Genomic DNA, 19,274 nt, shown 5'->3' on the forward strand with positions numbered 1-19,274 from the left:
TCGGCAGGTCTACCGTCGGTGAGGTGAGCGAAGCGCAGACGGTCGGCTCCGGGCCTGGTGGCGACCACGCGGGCGAACACCGGATCAGCCTCACGGTGATCCTCGCGTTCGCCGCGAACCTGCTGATCGCCATCGCCAAGACGGTTGCCGGAGTGATCACCGGGGCGGCATCGATGGTGGCCGAGGCGGCACACTCCTGGGCCGATTCCGGCAACGAGGTCTTCCTGATGATCGCCGAACGCCGGGCGGCGCGGGCGCCCGATCGCGACCACCCCGCCGGATACGGGCGCGAGGCGTACGTGTGGTCGATGATGGCTGCGATCGGGCTGTTCGTGGCCGGGGCAGCTGTCTCGATCATGCACGGGGTGCAGGAGCTGCTGGACCCCGAGCCTGCGTCGAACTTCGTGGTGGCCTATCTGGTGTTCGCCGTGGCGTTCGTCCTGGAAGGCATCTCCTTCCTGCAGGCTTTCCGGCAGATGCGTGCCGAGGCACGGGCCTCCGGCCGGGACCTGATCGACCAGGCAGTGGCCACCTCCGATCCCACCTTGCGCGCGGTGTTTGCTGAGGACTTCGCCGCAGTGGTCGGCATCCTGATCGCCACCGCCGGTGTGCTCGCGCACGACCTGACCGGGTCGCCGATACCGGACGCAGTCGGCTCGATCCTGGTGGGCCTGCTGCTCGCAGTGGTCGCCGTCGTACTCGTCGGCCGGAACCGGGATTTCCTGGTGGGCCAGGTGCTGCAGCCGGCGAAGCGGGCACTGGTGATCGACGGACTGCGTCAGCACGCCGAGATCGACCGGCTGACCATGCTGCATGTGGAGTACGTCGGCCCGCGGAAGGTGCTCCTGGTGGCCCAGGTGGACCTGGTGGGCGATGCCCCCGAGCACGAGCTCGGCGAGCGGTTACGTCGGCTGGAGCGGGAGCTGGAGAGCAAGCCGGCTGTGATTCGCGCGATCCTCAGCCCGGCCGCGTCCGATGAGGCGGACCTGACCTGAGTGAACGCTCGCCGGAGGCGATCGCGAGCCGGCAGCCGAGGTGGGTGTAGCTCTGCGGCTCTCCTGGACCGATCGCGACTGAGAGGTCGGCGTCGCAGCGATGGCACGAATATCTGGGGTGAGGTGGACAGGGGCGAAAAATCGAACGGTTGGTCGGGATTGGTCATTACCGGGCACCCTGAATACGCTTTCGCCATGGCCGACGATGTCACCGACCCCTCCGCCGACACTGCTGCGCCGCTCGCACCGGCGGAGCAGGCGTCCACCGAGTCCGCTCCAGCGGCCGAATCGACAGGTACGGACGCCGCTTCCGCTGAAGCGCCGGAGGACCAGAAGAACGAGCAGGCCGATACCGCTTCCGCTGAAGCGCCGGAAGCCGATGCGGTGACCGAGGGCTCGAGCACCGCTTCCGCTGAAGCAGGTGAGGGTTCCGCTACCAGCGCCACCGATGACGCTTCCGCTGAAGCGTCCGAGGCGGAGGCCGAGCCGGCCGCTGAGGGCGAGGGAATCGCCGAGGCGGAGGTCGAGTCTGCGGCGGAGGAGACCGGGGCCGAGCCGGAGCCCGCGCCCACCCCCGCGAAGCCGGCCACTCCGGACTGGCCGATCGGCCTGACCGCCCTCGGCTACGGCGGCGACTACAACCCCGAGCAGTGGCCGATGCACGTGCGCCTCGAGGACGTGGAGCTGATGCGCGAGGCCGGCATCAACCTGGTCAGCCTGGCGATCTTCGCCTGGGCCAGCATCGAGCCGCGTGAAGGCCGGTACGAGTGGGCGTGGCTGGACAACATCATGGACCGGCTCTCCGCCGCCGGGGTCAAGGTCGCCCTGGCCACGGCGACCGCCTCGCCACCGCCGTGGCTGACCATGAAGAACCCGGAGATCCTGCCGCGCACGGCGGAGGGGGTGGTGCTGAACCAGGGGGGCCGGCAGGCCTACGCGCCCTCGTCCACGGTGTACCGCGACTATGCGGTGAAGATGGCCAAGGCGATGGCTGAACGCTACGGCGAGCACCCGGCGCTCGCCCTGTGGCACATCGACAACGAGATCGGTTGCCATACGCCGCACGACTTCTCTGAGTCTGCCACCCGCGCGTTCCGCACCTGGCTACGCCGCAAGTACCGCACGATTGACCGGTTGAACGACGCGTGGGGCACCGCCTTCTGGTCCCAGCGTTACGGCGCCTTCAAGGACGTGCTGCCGCCACTGGTCGCACCCACCTACGCCAACCCGAGCCAGCAGCTGGATTTCGCCCGGTTCTCCTCGGACACGATGCTCGAGTACTACCGCAAGCTGCGCGACGCGGTCCGCCCGATCACGCCGAAGGTGCCCTCCACCACCAACTTCATGGTGTCCCTGAACACGAAGTGGATGGACTACTTCCGCTGGGCCGAGGAGGTGGACGTGGTCGCCACCGACCACTACACCATCGCGGCCGACCCGGAACGCGAGATCGACCTGGCGCTGGCAGCGGATATGACCCGTGGCGTGGCCCAGGGCAAGCGCTGGATCCTGATGGAGCACTCCAGCGGCGCAGTGAACTGGCAGCCGCACAACCGTGCCAAGGGCCCGGGGGAGATGCTGCGCAACTCCCTGTCCCATGTGGCCCGCGGTGCCGACTCGGTGATGTTCTTCCAGATTCGCGCGTCCAAGGCCGGGGCGGAGAAGTTCCACTCGGCGCTGATCCCGCATGCCGGCCGGGACTCAGCCATCTGGCGGGAGTCGGTGCGCCTGGGTGAGGTACTCGGCTCGCTCAGTCCGGTGCTCGGCAGCACGGTGCGGGCCAAGGCCGCCCTGATATTCGACTATCAGGCCTGGTGGGCCACCGAGCTGGACTCCCACCCGAGCGAGGACGTCAGCTACGCCGATCGGATCCGTGCGCTCTACCGCGAGCTCTGGTACCGGGGCGTGCCGGTGGACGTGGTGCAGCCGAGCGCGGACCTGTCCGGCTACGACCTGGTGCTGGTCCCCACCCTCTACCTGGTCAAGGACGCGGATGCGGAGAACATCGCCGCCGCTGCCGAGGCCGGGGCCACGGTGGCGATCACCTACTTCTCCGGCATCGTCGACGAGAACGACCAGGTCCGCCTGGGTGGCTACCCGGGCGCGTTCCGCGAGCTGCTCGGCGTGCGCAGCGACGAGTTCTTTCCGCTGCTCGACGGCGAGGCAGTCACCCTGGACGACGGCAGCAGCGCCGATGTGTGGACCGAGCGGATCGAGCTGACCAGCGCCGAGGCGCGGCGCAGCTTCACCGACGGCCCGCTGCCCGGCGGTCCGGCGATCACCCGCAACCAGGTGGGCGAGGGGGCTGCCTGGTACGTGGCCACCCGTCAGGACGAGGCCGGCACCGGTGCGCTGCTGGATGCGCTGCTCGCCGAGTCGGGGGTGCAGCCCGTGGCTCAGGTGCCGCGCGGAGTCGAGGCGATGCGCCGAGTGGCCGAGGACGGCACCGAGTTCCTGTTCCTGCTCAACCACACCGACACCCAGGCCCAAGTGCCGGCGAACGGCACGGACCTGGTCACCGGTGTGGCGGTGACGGACACGCTCACCCTGGCGGCTGGCGATGTCGCGGTGGTGCAGGAGGACCCTGCGGCTCAGTAACCCCGGTCGCGCGGGTCCCCGGTCTCCGGCGGCGGCCGGTGCTCCACAGTGTTGATGTGGTGGGTGCGTGCCCGCTGGGCGTTGATCACCAGCGCGAGGATGACCGTCAGCGCTCCGGCCCCCATGCAGATGTACCCGACCATGGTCAGGTCCACCACATCCCAGCTGTCCCGCACGGCAAAGCTAAGGATCGCCCCGACGACGATCAGAAATATTCCGCCACCGACACCCATCGCAACGACCATCCTTTCCTGTGGGCGCGTTTGCCGCCCTCTCCTGGGGCACTGTTCGTCACCCTCACGGGGCATCCTGCTAGGTGTACCGGTGCGGCGCATCCCGGACGCCGGAAATACCGCCCCGGTAAGCGTTCACCGCTTCCCGGAGCACTGCGATAATGTGAGGCCACCACTCAGCCCTGAGAAAGGACGACGGTGCTGTCTGCGGTCAATGGTGCTCCGCACGGTCTGCGGCTGGAACGCATCGCCGACGCCACTTGCCTGGGAACGGCGACTCCGCTGCTGAGCTGGGTCACCCCGCCGCACAAGGACGATCAGCAAGCGGTCGAGGTGCAGTGGGTCGATGCCGCGCCCGGCAGCGCCGAGCGCAGCTGGCGGATCGAGACCGCCGCGAGCGTGTTCGTGCCGTGGCCGGGTGATCCGTTGCGCAGTGGGCAGCGCGGGCAGGTCCGCATCCGTACCGAGCACGACGGCGTAGTCTCGCCGTGGTCCGATCCGGTGCGTGTCCATGTCGCACCGCTGGGCCCGGACGACTGGACCGGCCGGTTCATCACCCCGGCAAGGGGCGGGGGCTTGGACGATCCGGCGCCGGTCCTCACCGCGGCCGTGACCGTGGGCGAAGATCTCGTGCACGCTCGGCTGCTGCTCAGCGCTCTCGGTGCGGTGCGGATGCGGATGAACGGCCACCGGGTGGGAGCGGACGTGCTCACCCCGGGCTGGACCAGCTACGCCCACCGGGTCCGGTTCCACGGCTACGACGTGACCGACCTGCTCACCGCCGGGAGCAATGACCTGCAGGCCACACTCGGCAACGGCTGGTATCGCGGAGCGCTGACCTCTACCCTGCGCCGAGATCTGTACGGTCCGGAACTGGCTCTGCTCGTCCAGCTCGAGCTCAGCTACGCCGATGGCCGCACTGAGGTGATCGGCTCCGACGAGACCTGGCGCGCACACACCGGGCCGGTCCGGGCCGATGATCTCTACGGCGGGCAGCACACCGACCTGCGCCGCCGGGAGCCGGACGGCCCCGGAGACGCGGTGCATCCCTTGGAGGTGGATCTGAACCGCCTGGTCGGACCCGAAGGGCCTCCGCCGCGGGTGACCGAACGTATCCCCGCACGCAGCATCACCCCGCGCGGGCAGGGTCGGCACCTCGCCGACTTCGGGCAGAACGTGGTCGGATGGGTGCACCTGGCCGGCGTGCCCGCGGATTCTGGCACTGGCACTGGCACTGGCGCTGGCGCTGGCGCTGGCACTGGCACCGCCGCTGGCACTGGCACCGGCACCGCCGCTGGCGAGACACCCGGAACCTCGCCGGCCACCCCAGACCAGGGTGCGGCCACCACCCAGACACCCTCCGCCGTCGTGCAGGTACGGCATGCCGAAGTGCTCGCCGACGGCGAGCTGTGCACTCGGCCGCTGCGGCAGGCCGCCGCCACCGACACCTATGAACTCCCCAGCGGCCGGAGCGATCTGTCGCCGGAGTTCACCGTCCACGGCTTCCGCTACGCCGAGATCACCGGCGTGGAGGAGTTGACCGCGGAACAGGTCACCGCTGAGGTGGTCGGCTCCGACCTGCGCCGGATCGGCTGGTTCGGGTGCAGCGAGCCGCTGCTGAACCAGCTGCACGAGAACATCGTCTGGTCCGCACGCGGCAACTTCCTGGATGTGCCCACGGACTGCCCGCAGCGGGACGAACGGCTTGGGTGGACCGGCGACATCCACGTGTTCGCCCGCACCGCCTCCTTCCTCTACGACGTGGACGGCTTCCTGGCCTCCTGGCTGCAGGACCTGGCCGCGGATCAGCACGGCGACGGTGGGGTGCCGGTGGTGATCCCGGACGTCTTCCGCGATGGCAACACGCTGGCCACCGCATGGGCCGACGCCGCCGTCGTGGTGCCCTGGGTGCTCTACGAACGCTTCGGCGACCACGATGTGCTGGCCCGTCAGCTGCCGTCGATGCGGGCCTGGGTGGACCGGATGGCTGCCGAGCTGGACGAGGACGGATTGTGGACCACCGGCGAGCAGTACGGTGACTGGCTCGACCCCACGGCGCCGCCGGATGACCCGTTCGCTTCGGCTGCCGACACCCACGTGGTGCAACAAGCGCACCTGGTGCGCTCAGCGGTGCTGGTCGGGCATGCGCTGCGCCGGCTCGGGCACGGCGCCCTGGCCGACCACTACGAGGATCTGGCCGATACTGCCCGGGCCGCGTTCCAGACCCACTACGTCACCGGCGCGGGCATCGTCCGTTCGGACTGCCAGACCGTGTACGCGCTCGCGATCCGGTTCAAGCTCCTGGCCACGGCGGAGCAGCAGCGGTTCGCCGGCGAGCGGCTGGCCGAACTGGTCCGCGAGGCCGGTGGCACCGTGCGCACCGGATTCGTCGGTACTCCGGTGGTGCTCGATGCCCTCGCTCAGGCCGGGCATGCCAACCTCGCCCAGGAGATGCTGCTCACCACCGAGTGCCCGTCCTGGCTGTACCCGGTGACGATGGGCGCCACCACGATCTGGGAGCGGTGGGACTCGATGCTTCCGGACGGCACGGTGAACCCGGGGGAGATGACCTCGTTCAACCACTATGCGCTCGGCGCGGTGGGCGACTTCCTGCACCGGCGGATCGCCGGACTGGCGCCGCTGGGGCCGGGCTACCGGGTGGTGGAGGTGAACCCGATCATCGACGGCCCGATCACCAGTGCCTGGGCCACGCACGAGAGCCCGTACGGCACCGTGCGGGTCGCCTGGGAACGAGACGACGACGGCGTCACGCACCTGGAGGTGGATCTGCCCGCCGGGGTCACGGCGCGGGTGTTCCCGCCCTCGAACCGGGCCGGCGCGCCGAAGGGGCGTTCCCGGGGTGCGGTGACCGTGGGCGCCGGGACGCACACGTTCACCGGCTGAGTCCACCGCGCCCCACCCGCTCCCAGGCCCATCCACACCCACATCCACACCCACTCCCAGGCCCACCCACACCCACACCCACTCACCCACACCCACCCACATCCGGGTGAATCGATTCAGTCGTTACCTCGGACGATGGGTCGATACCCGCGGTATCGACCGGGTGCAGCAGGTGACGAGCGGAGCGGAGCGTCTTCCTCGTGGGGGTGGCATAGCCATGCTCCCTGCAGTGATAGCGAGGGGGCTAGTGTGCACGGGTGAAGTGGCCACGCGGGATCGCCATGATACCGCCCAGCATTCGCGCCTCGCTCGCTCAGGGCGAGACGGCGCTGGCCGACGTCCAGGTGACCACGTTCGCGCAAGGCTCGGCCATCGGCGGGAAGCCACGTCCGGGCGTCGGGATGGACTGGAGCCCGCTCGTGGGCGGGCTGACCGTGAACGATCGGTGGTTCGGTGGGGCCCTCGCCGGGTACTCCGCCGGCGGCGAGCATGGCTCGATCGCCGCCGGGTTCGCCCGGGTGCTGGAGGACCTGGGTCACGCTCGGCTGCTGCTGACCACCCACCGGGTAGCGCTCTACCCCAGCGGTCAATGGGACAGCACCCGAGTGTTGCTGGCCTTCTCGATCGACCGGCGGGCGCTGACCGAGGTGGGGGTGGCGCCGCGGCTGTTCCAGCACGGCCGGCTACGGCTGCAGTTCGCCGACGGTTCCTGGGCGATGGCGATGGCCGGTGTGCTGCTGCCGATCGCGGCGCGCCGGTTCGCGCGGATCTACCGAGAGTCCCGGTAGCGGGTCTGCGCTAGCCCGCTCTGGAACAAGGTCGTACAACATCGGGCACCGGTGCCCTCTGTTGCACGACCTTGTTCCGCCGTCGCCGGCTGTTCAGCGCCGGACCAGGGACCGCAGCCCTCGCACCGCGACCGAGAGCGGTGCCAGCCCGTCCGCCGCGTTCAGGTCGGCCTCGCTCGGCAGCGAGCTGCGCACCCTGGTCAGGGCAGCACCGGCGGCATCCTCCCACGCGGCCAAGCGCTCGGTGGCAGGCAGGTCCGCATCGGTGGCCCGTTGCACGGTGCGGGTCAGATCGGCCAGCGTGGCGTACAGGTCGTCCCGCGCCGCGGCGCGGGCGAGGGCGTCCCAGCGGTCGTCCAACGGCAGCGCCGCCACCCGGATGAGCAGGTTGTCGAAGCCGAAATGCTCGGACGTCGCGTAGTACAGCGAGGCCACCGACTGCAGGTTCTCCCCGGTCTCGCGGGAGAGCTCCACCACGTCCAGCAGCCCGAGCGCCGGGATCAGTGTGGCGGCCCGTTCGGCGAGCTCGTGGCCCAGCCCGGCCTCGACCAGATCATCGGCGTGAGTGGCACAACGCTCCCGCTCCTCACCCTGCAGGAACTGCGGCAGCTGACCCACCAGGCGGCGCACCGGTTCAGCGAAGGCGGCCACCTCGCGGGCCACCTCCACCCCATCGGGGCGGTGCAGCACGAACCATCGCGAGCACCGGTCCAGCAACCGCCGGAAGTCCAGGTACAGCGACGTCTGCACGGCGGCCGGCACCTTGTTGTCCAATGCCTCCACGTCCTGGGTGTAGGAGGACAGGTCGAAGATCTCCCGGCCGGTCACGTACGCCCGGGCTACCTGTTCACTCGATGCCCCGGTCTCGTCACTGGCGCGGTAGGCGAAGGTGATGCCACCGCGGTTGACCATCGAGTTCACCACCGTGTTCACGATGATCTCCCGGCGCAGCGGGTGCTCCTCGATCTGCTCGGCGAACCGCTCCCGGAGCACCTCGGGGAAGTACTGCATCAAGGTGGTGTGGAACCAGTCGCCGTCGGCGATCGTCGTGCTCTCCAGGTCGGCCTTGAGGGCGAGCTTGGCGTAGGCCACCAGCACGGCGAACTCCGGCTGGGTCAGACCCTCACCGGCGGCGTCCCGGTCGGCGATCTCGGTATCGGAGGGCAGGAACTCCAGCTCCCGGTCCAGGTCGCCGCGTTCCTCCAGCCAGTGGATCAGCCGCTGGTGCACCCCCAGCATGGCGTGCGCCTGGGCCCGAGAGTTGCCCAGCAGCACGTTCTGCACGTAGTTGTCCCGCAGCACCTGGGCGGCCACCTCGTCGGTCATCGAGACCAGCAGCTCGTTGCGTTCGTCCAAGCTGAGGGCGCCGTCCTTGATCAGCGAGGTGAACAGGATCTTCAGGTTCACCTCACGGTCGGAGGAGGCCACCCCGGCGGAGTTGTCGATCGCGTCGGTGTTGATCTTCACCCCCCGCTGGGCGGCCTCGATCCGGCCGAGCTGGCTCGCGCCGAGGTTTCCGCCCTCGACCACCACCTGGCACCGCAACTGGGCGCCGTCCACCCGGATCGCATCGTTGGCCCGGTCCCCGATATCGTCGTCGGACTCGGTGGAGGCCTTGATATAGGTGCCGATGCCGCCGTTGTAGAGCAGGTCCACCGGTGCCTGCAGGCAGGCGTGGATCAGCTCGGCCGGGCTGAGGTCGCCTGGCCCCTCGCCCAGGCCGAGCGCTTCGCGCACCTGGGCGGAGATTGGCACGGACTTCGCGGTGCGCGGGTACACCCCGCCGCCCTCGCTGAGCAGCGAGGTGTCGTAGTCGGCCCAGGTGGAGCGGGGCAGGTCGAACATCCGGCGCCGTTCGGCGTAGGAGCTCGCCGCGTCCGGGTTCGGGTCCAGGAACACGTGCCGGTGGTCGAATGCGGCCACCAGTCTGATGTGTTCGGAGAGCAGCATGCCGTTGCCGAACACGTCTCCGCTCATGTCCCCGATACCCACGACGGTGAAGTCCTCGGTCTGAGAGTTGCGGCCCATCTCCCGGAAGTGCCGCTTGGTGGACTCCCAGGCACCGCGAGCGGTGATGCCCATCTCCTTGTGGTCATAGCCGGCCGATCCGCCGGAGGCGAACGCGTCGTGCAGCCAGTACCCGTACTCGGCGGAGATCGAGTTGGCCAGGTCGGAGAACGCCGCTGTGCCCTTGTCGGCGGCCACCACCAGGTAGGGATCGTCGCCGTCGTGGCGGACCACCCGCTGCGGGGGCACTACCTGTGGCCCCACCCGGTTGTCGGTGATGTCCAGCATGCCGCGGATGAATGCGGTGTAGGACGCTTTCCCCTCGGCCAGCCACGCGTCCCGGTCCACGGCGGGATCGGGCAGCTGTTTGGCCACGAACCCGCCCTTGGAGCCGGTCGGCACGATCACCGCGTTCTTCACCATCTGCGCCTTCACCAGGCCGAGCACCTCGGTGCGGAAGTCCTCGCGCCGGTCACTCCAGCGCAGACCGCCGCGCGCCACGGCACCGAAGCGTAGGTGTACCCCTTCCACCTGGGGGGAGTAGACCCAGATCTCGGCCATCGGCACCGGCGCCGGCAGGCCTGGAACTCTCGCACAGTCCAGCTTCAGGCTGACGTGCGCGTGACTGGCGCCGTCGGCATCGGGTTGGAAATAGTTGGTCCGCAGGGTCGCATCGATCACCCCGACGAAAGAGCGGATGATCCGGTCCTGGTCCAGGCTGGAGACCTGCTCCAGATCCGCGTAGACCGCAGCCCGGATCTCCTCCTGCGCGTGGCCGCGCGCCTCGGCGTCGGCCCCGGCGGGGTGGTCAGGGTCGAACCGGGCCTGGAACAGCGCCACGATCCGGGCCGCGGTCTGCGGGTTGGCCACCAGCGCCGACTCCAGATACTCCACGCTGAAGGTGGACCCCACCTGGCGCAAGTACCGGGCAATAGTGCGCAGCACCACCACCTCCCGCCAGGTCAGCCCGGCGGAGAGCACCAGCTCGCCCAGCTGGTCCGACTCCGCGCGGCCCTCCCGCACGGCCAGCAGCGCCTCCTCGAAGGCGCGGGAGGCGTCGTCGTCGGGCCAGTCCCGGCCCCCTCGCAACAGCAACCCGAAGTCGTACACGTGCTTATCGCCGTCGGCCTCATCGGTGATCGTGTACGGCCGCTCGTCCAGCACGTCCACACCGAGATCGGTGAACATCGGCAGCACGTCGGTGAGGATCAGCGGGGCAGCCCGGTAGACCTTCACCCGCCGCTGGGCGGGGCTGTCGGAGCTGGGGGTGTACAGCTGCACCCGGCTCTCGTTACCGGTCAGGCCGACCAGCTGGGCGAGGTCGGTGACCGCGGCCGCGGCGTCGAAGTCCTCTTTGTAGGCTTCCGGGAAACCCCGAGCGAACCGCATCCCGGCATCCTCCCCGGGCTGGTCGTGCAGCGCGTCGAGGAGGTCCTCCTCCCACGTGCGGGCGGCGGCGGCGAGCTGGACCTGCAGCCTGTCGACGTCCACGTCCGGGATCGAGGACTCCCGTGGCATCCGGAGCACGAAGTGCACCTGCGCCAGCGGTGACTCGCTCACCCGGGTGGTGTAGTCCACCTGCTCGGCGCCGAACTCCTCCCGGAGCATCTCCTCGATGCGCAGCCGCACCGTGGTGTTGTACCGGTCGCGCGGCAGGTAGACCAGGCAGGAGACGAACCGGCCGAACTCGTCCCGGCGCAAGAACAGCTTGGACCGGCGCCGCTCGGCCAGGTGCTGCACGCTCTCGGTGACCGCGGCGAGGGTTTCCACATCGGCCTGGAACAGCTCATCGCGCGGGTAGTCCTCGAGGATGCCGAGCAGGTCCTTGCCGGAGTGGCTGTGCGGGGAGAAGCCCGAGCGCTCCAGGACGGCGCTCACCTTCTCGCTGACGATCGGTAGCCGGAGCACGGACTCGGCGTAGGCGGCGGTGGTGAACATGCCCAGGAAGCGGCGTTCGCCGACCACGTTGCCGTTGGCGTCGAAGGAGCGGATGCCGATGTAGTCCAGGTACACCGGCCGGTGCACAGTGGCCCGGGAGTTCGCCTTGGTGACGGTGAGCAGGTGCGGTTCGCGGGCGCTGCGCCGGGCCTCCGGACGCAACCGGGCGAAGATGTCGTCCCCGTCCGGGGCATGGCGCAAGATGCCCATACCGGAGCCGGGGACCGGGCGGAGCACGTCGTCACCGTTCATCGTGTCCAGGCGGTACTCGCGGTAGCCGAGGAAGGTGAAGTTGTTCTGCGCGAGCCAGGTGAGGAACCGTTCGGTGGGCTCGATCTCGGCCCGGTCCACTGTGGCCGGGGTGTGGGCGTCCAGCTCGCGAGCGATCTCCTCGCAGCGCTGCCGCATCGGGATCCAGTCGGCGACGGCGTCGCGGACGTCCGCGAGCACCTTCTCCAGCCGTTCGGTCAAGTAGGCACGACTGCGCTCGGACATCCGGTCGACGGCGAAGGCCATCCAGGACTCGACCGTGCCGGCCTCGGTGCGCGCCGGATCCGGGAGTACCTCCTCCAGAGTGCCGTCCGAGCCGCGGCGCACGGCGACCTGGGGATGGATCACCAGGTCCACCAGGTGCTGAGCACCGGAGATGGCGGCGGTGACCGAGTCCACCAGGAACGGCATGTCGTCGGTGCAGACCTGCACGATCGTGTGCGGGGTGGTCCAGCCGTGTTCGACGGTCTCCGGGTTGAACACCCGGACCAAGGTCTGCTCCGCCTCGCGGCGCTGGGCCAGATCGCCCATCGCAGCGACCAGGCCAGCCATCACCTCCGGCGATCGCTCCACCAGGTCCTCGGTGGCTACATGTTCCAGCAGCCGGGCCGCCAGATCGCCCTGGTCATCTCCGACGAGGCGCGCGACCGCCCCCATGATTTCTTCTCGTTGCCGCGGCGTCGAGGCGTTCATCAACTCACCATCTAGTAGGCATGACCTGCTTCCTTGCGAGTGTAGCCACGCCCACCCAGCCGCGGGCCCACACCCGGCCGCACCATCGGCGAGTGACCGCTGGTGCGGTGAACGCGGACGATCTCACTCGCGCGGGCGAGCGCTCGCGATGATCCGGTGGCGAGGGTCAGGTCCGGTTGCGGCGGATGAGGGCAGCGAACGGGACCGCAGCGGCCGCGGCGCTCACGACGATCACTGCGCCCACCCAGGCAGGCGGGTCGGCGGCGAAGCCGAACAGCGGCCCACCGATCGCCGCATCCAGGGAGTAGCCACCCGGGCCGGTGATGCCCAGCGCCACGGCGACCACCGCGATCAGGTACGGGTATTCACCACCGCCGGCGACGTTCCAGAACTTGCCAGCCGCGAGCTGCATGGTCAGCCCCGCGACGGTCATCGTGCCGGCGGCCGCCAGCGCGCCGAGCGGGGTGAGCAGCCCGAGGGTGAGCAGGGTTGCGGCACTCAGCTCGGACGCCGAGGCGACCAGCACCATCGCCCGACCCGGTCGCAGTCCGAGCGAGGCGAAGATCTCCGCCTGCTTGGTGAGGCCGTTGCCTCCGAACCAGCCGACGCTCTTCTGGGTGGCGTGGGCGAGGAGGACAGCGGCGAGCACCAGCCGAAGGATGAGGATCCCGGTGTCCATGCGTTGCTCCGTCCGTGTTGTCGATCAGAGGCCGAGGTGGACCCCGAGCAGTTCCGGGCTGCGGTCCAGCTCGTTGGCAGTGCCGGTCCAGGCCACGGTTCCGTGCTCACCGAGGATGTAGACCCGGTCGCTCAGGGCCAGGGCCAGGTCGACGTTCTGCTCTGCGACCAGTACGGACAGACCTGTGGTCCGCAACTCCTGCAGCCGGTCCTCGATGGTGTCCAGCACGGCGGGTGCCAGACCTTCGGAGGGCTCGTCCATGATCAGCAGGCGTGGGTTGAGCATCAGTGCTCGTCCGATCGCGAGCATCTGCGCCTCACCGCCGGAGAGCGTCCGAGCGAAGGACCGAGCCCGTTCGGCGAGCCTCGGGAAGAAGGAGAACACCCGCGCCGGTGTCCATGGTTCATCTGCGCTGGCCCCGCGGACGATGCGCAGGTTCTCCTCCACGGTGAGGCTGCCGAACACTCGCCGCCCCTGCGGGACCATCGCGATCCCGTGGTGGCTGACCTCGTGGGTGCGCAGCCGGAGCAGGTCGGTGCCCTCGAGCGATACCGCACCGGCGGTGATGGTGGGCGGCTCGAGCCGGCAGAGGGCGCGCACCAGAGTCGTCTTGCCCATCCCGTTGCGGCCCAGGAGTCCGACCGTCTCGCCGGCCGCCACCTGCAGATCCACGCCGTTCAGCACGCGGGAGGTGGCATACCCGACGTGAAGCCCGGAGACGTCGAGCATCATGGTCGCCGCCCGAGGTAGACCGCCTGGACCTGGGCGTCGGCCCGGATCTCGGCCGGGCTGCCGTAGGCCAGTGGCCGTCCGTTGTCGAGGCAGAGCACCTGGTCGGTGAGCTCCAGTGCCAGTGACATGTCGTGCTCGATGAGGACGTAGGAGAGATCCGCCGGTAGCTGCTGGAGCAGGGACTGCAGCATCATTCGCTCCGACTGGGAGAGGCCGGCCGCCGGCTCGTCGAAGAGCAGCAGCCGGGGCCGGCTGACTAGCGCCATGGCGATCTCCAGCTGGCGCTGCTCACCGTGGGACAGGTCGCTGACGGAGTCACTCGCCCGGCCGCCGAGGCCCACCTGCTCCAGCGCCTCGCGGGCGTGATCGCCGTACGTGTCATCGGGAGCCGTTCGCCGCCAGAAGGTCCGTGCTGTGGCGGTGTTCACCTGGGCAGCGAGGCGGACGTTGTCCACGGCCGAGAGGCTCGGGAACAGGTTGGAGACCTGAAAGGTTCTGGACACGCCGCGGATGGCGCGTCCTCGCTCGCTGACCCGGGTGACGTCGTCGCCGAAGAGCGCCACGCTGCCCGAACTGACGGGCAGTTCGCCAGCGATCATCCGGAACAGCGTGGTCTTGCCGGCGCCGTTCGGGCCGATCACGGCCAGGCGGCCACCGACCGGGACGGTGACGGACACGTGGTCGACCACGGTGAGGGCGCCGAAGGACTTGGTGAGGCCAGTCAGCTCCAGAGCCGCCGCCACCTTCCGCGGCGCGGGGCCGGGTGGCGGCGGCCCCGCAGCCGTGGCGGCGCTCATTGGCCGGTCACGCTCTGCGAGAACGGTGGGTTGTCCAGGTACTCCTCGGGATCGTAGGTCCAGAACTGGCTGACCCCTTCGAATGTCTCGTTGACCGTGTTCCAGAGGGCGCCGTCCTCGCGCAGTTCGACCTCGCGGATGAACACCGGGCCGACCATGTTGTTGTACTCGTCGAAACTGATGCTGCCCATCGCGCTGTCCTCCAGGGTGACCTCGCGCATCGCGGTGACCAGGTCCTCACCAGTGGGGGCGGCCGAGGCCTCGGCGAGCACTTCGGCGAGCACTTCGGCGGCGGTGTAGCTGGCCGCCGCGTACACCGAGGGGATCCCTGAGTACTGCTGCAGGTAGGCCTCGGTAAAGGCCGCAGTGCCGGGCGAGTCCGAGCCTGCGGCGAAGTAGCTGACCGAGTGCAGCCCGACGGCGCTCTCGCCCATGTCGCTGAGCACGGTCTGGTCGGCCCCGCAGCAGTTCAGCAGCACCGGGATCTGGTTGAACAGGTCGAAGTCGTTGCCGGCGCGGATGAAGTTGGCGCCATCGTTGCCGCCACTGGTCCCGGCGAACACGACGTCCGCCCCGGAGCCGATCAGTTCAGTGACATAGGTACTCATGTCTGTGGCCGTAGCCGGGTACCAGAGCTGGTCCACGACCTCGCCGCCGGCGTCGGTGAAGGCGCTGACGAAACCGCCGCAGTTCTCCCAGCCGAAGGCGTAGTCGGGGCAGATGGTGGCTGCAGTGCGGTGCCCCTCGTCGTGGGCCCACTGACCGCCGGGGAACGTCGCCTGGCTGCCGGCCAGCGCACCGACGCGCAGGACGTGCGGGTTGCGCTCTCGTTGAGTGAGGTCGTCAGCCGCGGTCTGGGCGATGTTGGCCACGCCCTGCTGGTCGAGGTAGTCGGCTACTGCCAGCCCGTTGTTGGCGAGGATGGGTCCGACGACGACGTCGACATCCTCCTCGGTGACCAGCCGCTGGGCCTTGGTCAGTGCAGTCTCGGGGTTGCTGGCGTCATCCTCGACGATCGTGCGCACCTCGAAGCCGCCGACAGTGGATCCGTTCTCCTCCCAGTACAGGTCCCAGCCCTGCTGCATGTACGAGCCCATGTTGGCGGCGAAGCCGGTGGAGGAGACCAGCAGGCCCACGGTGAACGGCTCGGCGTCGGAAGCGGCTGGGTCCTCGCCCGGCCCCTCGGATCCCGCGGAAGCGTCTGGATCGTCGTTCTGGGCAAGGCTTTCGCTCGGTGCGCAGCCGGCAGCCACCACCGCTAGGACGGCGAGGGCGGCGGCAGCGGTTGCTGCTCTCGGCCGACTTCTGTTGATCACTCGCATCTGTCTACCTTTCCGGGTGGTTGCTGCTGAGGACGTGCGGGTCGGCTGGGTGAGCCGCCTCCTCGTCGGGCACGGGAGGGGTGCGGTCTCGCTGCCGGCGCCGGCGCAGGCTGCCGACCAGGCCGGACGGCGCGAAGATGACGGCGAGAATGAACAGCAGGCCGAGGATGAGCTGCCAGCGCTCGACGTAGCTGGACAGGATGTGCTCGATCGCTACCACGATGCCAGCGCCGACGAGCGGCCCGAGGGTGGTGCCGAGCCCACCGAGCACGATCATCACCACCGCGAGCGCCGACCGGACGACACCGGCGGAGTCCGGGCTGATGAACTCGGTGTTCCAGACCGTCAGTACCCCGGCGAGGCCGGCGACCAGCCCGGAGAGGACGATCGCAGTGAACTTGTAGGCCGCGATGTTGTACCCGAGCGAACGCAGCCGAGAGTCGCTGTCCTTGACCCCGCGGAGCACCAGCCCGAACGGAGAACGGGAGACGAGCATCAGGGCGAGCAGAGTGAGGACGAACATGAGCAGGACCAGGAAGTAGTACTGCCAGTACTCGGCAACCGCTGCTGGGCGGCGGATACCGGTGAGTCCGTTGTCCCCACCGGTCACCGACGACCAGCGGAATGCGACCCCGTAGCAGACCATCCCAGCCGCGAGCGTGACCATCAGGAAGTAGATGCCTTTGGTGCGCATCGAGATCAAGCCGTAGATCACGCTGGTCAGGAGGGTCAGGCCGAGCGCGAGTAACAGCTGGGTGGCCAGGCTGTGCCCGGCGCGGCTCGACCAGGCGACGCCGTAACCTGCGGCAGCGGCAATCCCGGCGTGCCCCATGGACACCAGTCCGGCCTGGCCGGCGAGCAGGTTGACGGCCATCGCCAGCAGCGCCGCGGTCAGCACCAGGGTGACCAGCGAGACGTAATAGCTGGGCAGGACGTACGGGAGTGTGAACGCGAGCACGAGCGCGGCAAGGATGGAACCGAGCTTGATCGCCGTCGCCCGCCTCATGCGACTCTCCCGAAGAGGCCTGCTGGCCGGAGCACCAACACCAGGGCCATCGGTGCGAAGATGGTGAAGTAGGACAGCTCCGGGATCCACACCTTGGCGAAGGTGTCGATCAGCCCGATCAGGATGGCGCCGATCACCGCACCTTTGATGCTGCCCAGGCCGCCGATGATCACCACCACCATCGCGAACAGCAGGATGTCGATCCCGGTATCGGGGCTGAGGCTGAGCATCCCCGCTCCGATCGCACCAGCCAGCCCGGCGAGGACGGCTCCGACGACGAACACACCGGTGAAGACTCGGTCGATGTTGATGCCCATCGCTGCCGCGGTCTCCCGGTCGTCAACGCCGGCGCGCACGATCGCGCCGACCGTGGAGTAGCGCTGCAGCAGGAAGAGCGCGATCCCCACGATGATCGTCACCCCGATCACGAACAGCCGGTACCAGGGGTAGGCGAACGAGCCGATCACCAGCGCCCCCGACGGCGCTCCGCGTGCGGCAGGTAGTGCCATCGGGCCGCCCTCGAAGGACATCAGCAGAAGGTCGGAGAGTACGAACAGCACGCCGACGGTGAGCAGGACCTCCGGCATCTCCTGCCCACGGATCCGGCGGAGCAGACCAGTCTCGGTGACCAGGCCGGTGGCCGCGGTGGCCGCTGTCCCGGCGAGGACTCCGATCCAGAAGCTCCCGGTGAGACCGACGGTGAACACTGCCACGTAGGCACCGACGAGGTAGAAGGCACCGTGGGCGAGGTTGGCGATCCGCATCAGCCCGAAGACCAAGGTGAAGCCACTGGCCATCAGGAACAGGAGCGCACCGAAGCTCAGACCGTTGAGGGTCTGTTGCGCCAACGCGATCAGGTCCATCGATCAACCTCTTTGTGTCTGCTGGACGGGCTCCGGCAGTGCCTCAGACGGCACCTGCGGCGGAGAAGTAGCTCAGAGCGCCACTGACGGGTAGTCCTTTCCGAGCCAGTGGGAGAGCTTGGTGGCCATCTCCTGCTGGAACGCCAGTGGACCCTTCTCCCGGGCGTACTCCTCGTCATAGAGCGCGATGAAGAGGGTCAGGTTGAGGAAGAAGTGCACGCCGTACTCGAACAGCCACACGTAGTCGTGCGTGGCCAAAGCCTCGCGCTCCTCGTCGGTGAAGGACAGCCAGCTGGTCTGCTCGGCAGCGTTCAGCCAGCAGCCGACCTCCTTCTCCCACTTCTCGATGCTTCCCCGCGGGTCGTTCTTGTACCGTTCCACCCACTCCGGGTCCCGGTCGATCGTGTACAGGAACTTGTTCACGTAGTACTTGCTCATACCGGCGCACCTTCCTTCGCCTGGCCGGTATCGCCGACAGCCCCGCCACCGGCGTAGACCGGTCCGGTGCTCCCGCCCGAGACCGCCGCTGCCGCGGCCGCCGCTGCCGTCATCGACTCGGTCGGATTCGGGTACCAGGTCATGAACATCTCCCGGGTGTGGAACAGGTCGAGCTGGTCCACGTACGCGGCCTCAGTGTCCGGGCCGGCGATGCCCATCATCAGCAGCAGGTCCATAAACCCGTGCGTGGCGTTGCCGGCTCCGGCCATCGAGGCATGCGTGACGTTCGCCAGGACCGCGTCCACATTTCCGGTGGACAGCCACTCGATCGCATTCGCGTCGAACTCGGGATCCGGGCCGTGCTCGCCGAACTGCCGTGGCCCGCCCAGCTCCAGGGAGAGGTGCCCGGTGCCGATCGCAGCCACCTTGAGGTCGGAGTCCCAGGAGTCGATGATCTGCCGCACCGCGCGCCCCACCTGCCAGAACCTGCGCGGGGACGGCATCGGTGGCACGAAGATGTTCGTGTACAGCGGCACGACCGGGAGATCCGCCTCCGGCCGCACGGTGATGATCGGGCAGATGATCGAGTGGTCGATCTTCAGCTCGTGGCTCACCGCGAAGTCGAAGTCGGCATCCATCAGGCCCTGATGCATGAACTCGGACAGCTCCGGGTGCCCGGGCAGCGTGTACCTCGGCAGGCCGAACTCGCGCACCTCGTTGTAGAAGGTGGCGTCGTAGGTCGCCTGTTTGCCGATCAGGAACTGCGGGTAGTTGTCCAGGAAGAACTGGTGGAAGTGGTCGGCGCCGACCATCACCAGCACGTCGGGCTCGGCCGCGGTGAGGGTCTCTCGGTAGGCCTCGACCTTGCGGCGCCACTGCGCCGCGTACGGCGGCTGCTCCTCCGGTGGGGAGGTGGTCGCCTTGTAGTAGAAGGGGTGGTGCGTGCTGGCCAGCACTGCGGTGAGCTCAGCCATACCTGCTCCTCGGTGCGTTCTCGAAACGGTGAGACGG

General features: G+C 68.9%; 14 protein-coding genes. 4 read left to right on the top strand and 10 right to left on the bottom strand.

What is annotated here, in order from left to right; all coding sequences use genetic code 11:
- Positions 1–23 precede the first annotated feature (23 nt).
- The gene (locus FU260_RS01465; RefSeq protein ID WP_413038325.1) at positions 24–995 is read left to right on the top strand and encodes a cation diffusion facilitator family transporter; all 972 of its coding nucleotides are present in this window, start codon (positions 24–26) and stop codon (positions 993–995) included.
- A gap of 195 nt (positions 996–1,190) precedes the next feature.
- Complete coding sequence (locus FU260_RS01470) at positions 1,191–3,593, top strand: beta-galactosidase (protein WP_147915450.1); 2,403 nt, start codon at positions 1,191–1,193, stop codon at positions 3,591–3,593.
- Here FU260_RS01470 and FU260_RS01475 read toward each other — a convergent pair.
- Positions 3,587–3,928, bottom strand: a complete 342-nt coding sequence (locus FU260_RS01475) for a DUF6458 family protein (protein WP_342355248.1) — start codon at positions 3,926–3,928, stop codon at positions 3,587–3,589. The genes FU260_RS01470 and FU260_RS01475 overlap by 7 nt on opposite strands.
- A 96-nt stretch (positions 3,929–4,024) precedes the next feature.
- Here FU260_RS01475 and FU260_RS01480 point away from each other — a divergent pair, with 96 nt between their 5' ends.
- Positions 4,025–6,730, top strand: coding sequence for a family 78 glycoside hydrolase catalytic domain (locus FU260_RS01480; protein ID WP_147915451.1), 2,706 nt, complete (start codon positions 4,025–4,027; stop codon positions 6,728–6,730).
- Between the two features lie 257 nt (positions 6,731–6,987).
- Complete coding sequence (locus FU260_RS01485; protein ID WP_147915452.1) at positions 6,988–7,518, top strand: hypothetical protein; 531 nt, start codon at positions 6,988–6,990, stop codon at positions 7,516–7,518.
- Between the two features lie 93 nt (positions 7,519–7,611).
- On the opposite strand, the gene FU260_RS01490 is transcribed toward FU260_RS01485, so the two are convergent.
- From FU260_RS01490 to FU260_RS01530, 9 genes are all read right to left on the bottom strand, one after another.
- On the bottom strand, positions 7,612–12,426 hold the full coding sequence (locus FU260_RS01490) for an NAD-glutamate dehydrogenase (protein ID WP_147915453.1): 4,815 nt from the start codon (positions 12,424–12,426) through the stop codon (positions 7,612–7,614).
- Between the two features lie 166 nt (positions 12,427–12,592).
- Positions 12,593–13,105 (bottom strand): DoxX family protein, encoded by a 513-nt coding sequence (locus tag FU260_RS01495; protein ID WP_147915454.1) that lies wholly within the window; start codon positions 13,103–13,105, stop codon positions 12,593–12,595.
- Between the two features lie 24 nt (positions 13,106–13,129).
- Positions 13,130–13,837 carry an ABC transporter ATP-binding protein gene (locus tag FU260_RS01500; protein ID WP_210418172.1) on the bottom strand — a complete coding sequence of 236 codons (708 nt, stop codon included), beginning with the start codon at positions 13,835–13,837 and terminating at the stop codon, positions 13,130–13,132.
- Complete coding sequence (locus tag FU260_RS01505) at positions 13,834–14,634, bottom strand: ABC transporter ATP-binding protein (protein WP_147919259.1); 801 nt, start codon at positions 14,632–14,634, stop codon at positions 13,834–13,836. Before FU260_RS01505 ends, FU260_RS01500 begins: the two co-directional genes overlap by 4 nt.
- A complete protein-coding gene (locus FU260_RS01510; protein WP_147915455.1) occupies positions 14,631–15,956 on the bottom strand; it encodes an ABC transporter substrate-binding protein in 1,326 nt (441 codons plus the stop codon). The genes FU260_RS01505 and FU260_RS01510 overlap by 4 nt, the downstream gene beginning before the upstream one ends.
- Before the next feature lie 4 nt (positions 15,957–15,960).
- Positions 15,961–16,962, bottom strand: a complete 1,002-nt coding sequence (locus FU260_RS01515) for a branched-chain amino acid ABC transporter permease (RefSeq protein ID WP_147915456.1) — start codon at positions 16,960–16,962, stop codon at positions 15,961–15,963.
- Entirely contained in the window at positions 16,959–17,825 is an 867-nt protein-coding gene (locus FU260_RS01520; protein WP_147915457.1) for a branched-chain amino acid ABC transporter permease, read from the bottom strand. Before FU260_RS01520 ends, FU260_RS01515 begins: the two co-directional genes overlap by 4 nt.
- A gap of 72 nt (positions 17,826–17,897) precedes the next feature.
- Positions 17,898–18,263 carry a hypothetical protein gene (locus tag FU260_RS01525; protein WP_147915458.1) on the bottom strand — a complete coding sequence of 122 codons (366 nt, stop codon included), beginning with the start codon at positions 18,261–18,263 and terminating at the stop codon, positions 17,898–17,900.
- Entirely contained in the window at positions 18,260–19,237 is a 978-nt protein-coding gene (locus FU260_RS01530) for a DODA-type extradiol aromatic ring-opening family dioxygenase (protein WP_147915459.1), read from the bottom strand. The genes FU260_RS01525 and FU260_RS01530 overlap by 4 nt, the downstream gene beginning before the upstream one ends.
- Positions 19,238–19,274 lie beyond the last annotated feature (37 nt).

Origin of the sequence: Ruania zhangjianzhongii, from assembly GCF_008000995.1 — a bacterium.
GTDB lineage: Bacteria > Actinomycetota > Actinomycetes > Actinomycetales > Beutenbergiaceae > Ruania > Ruania zhangjianzhongii.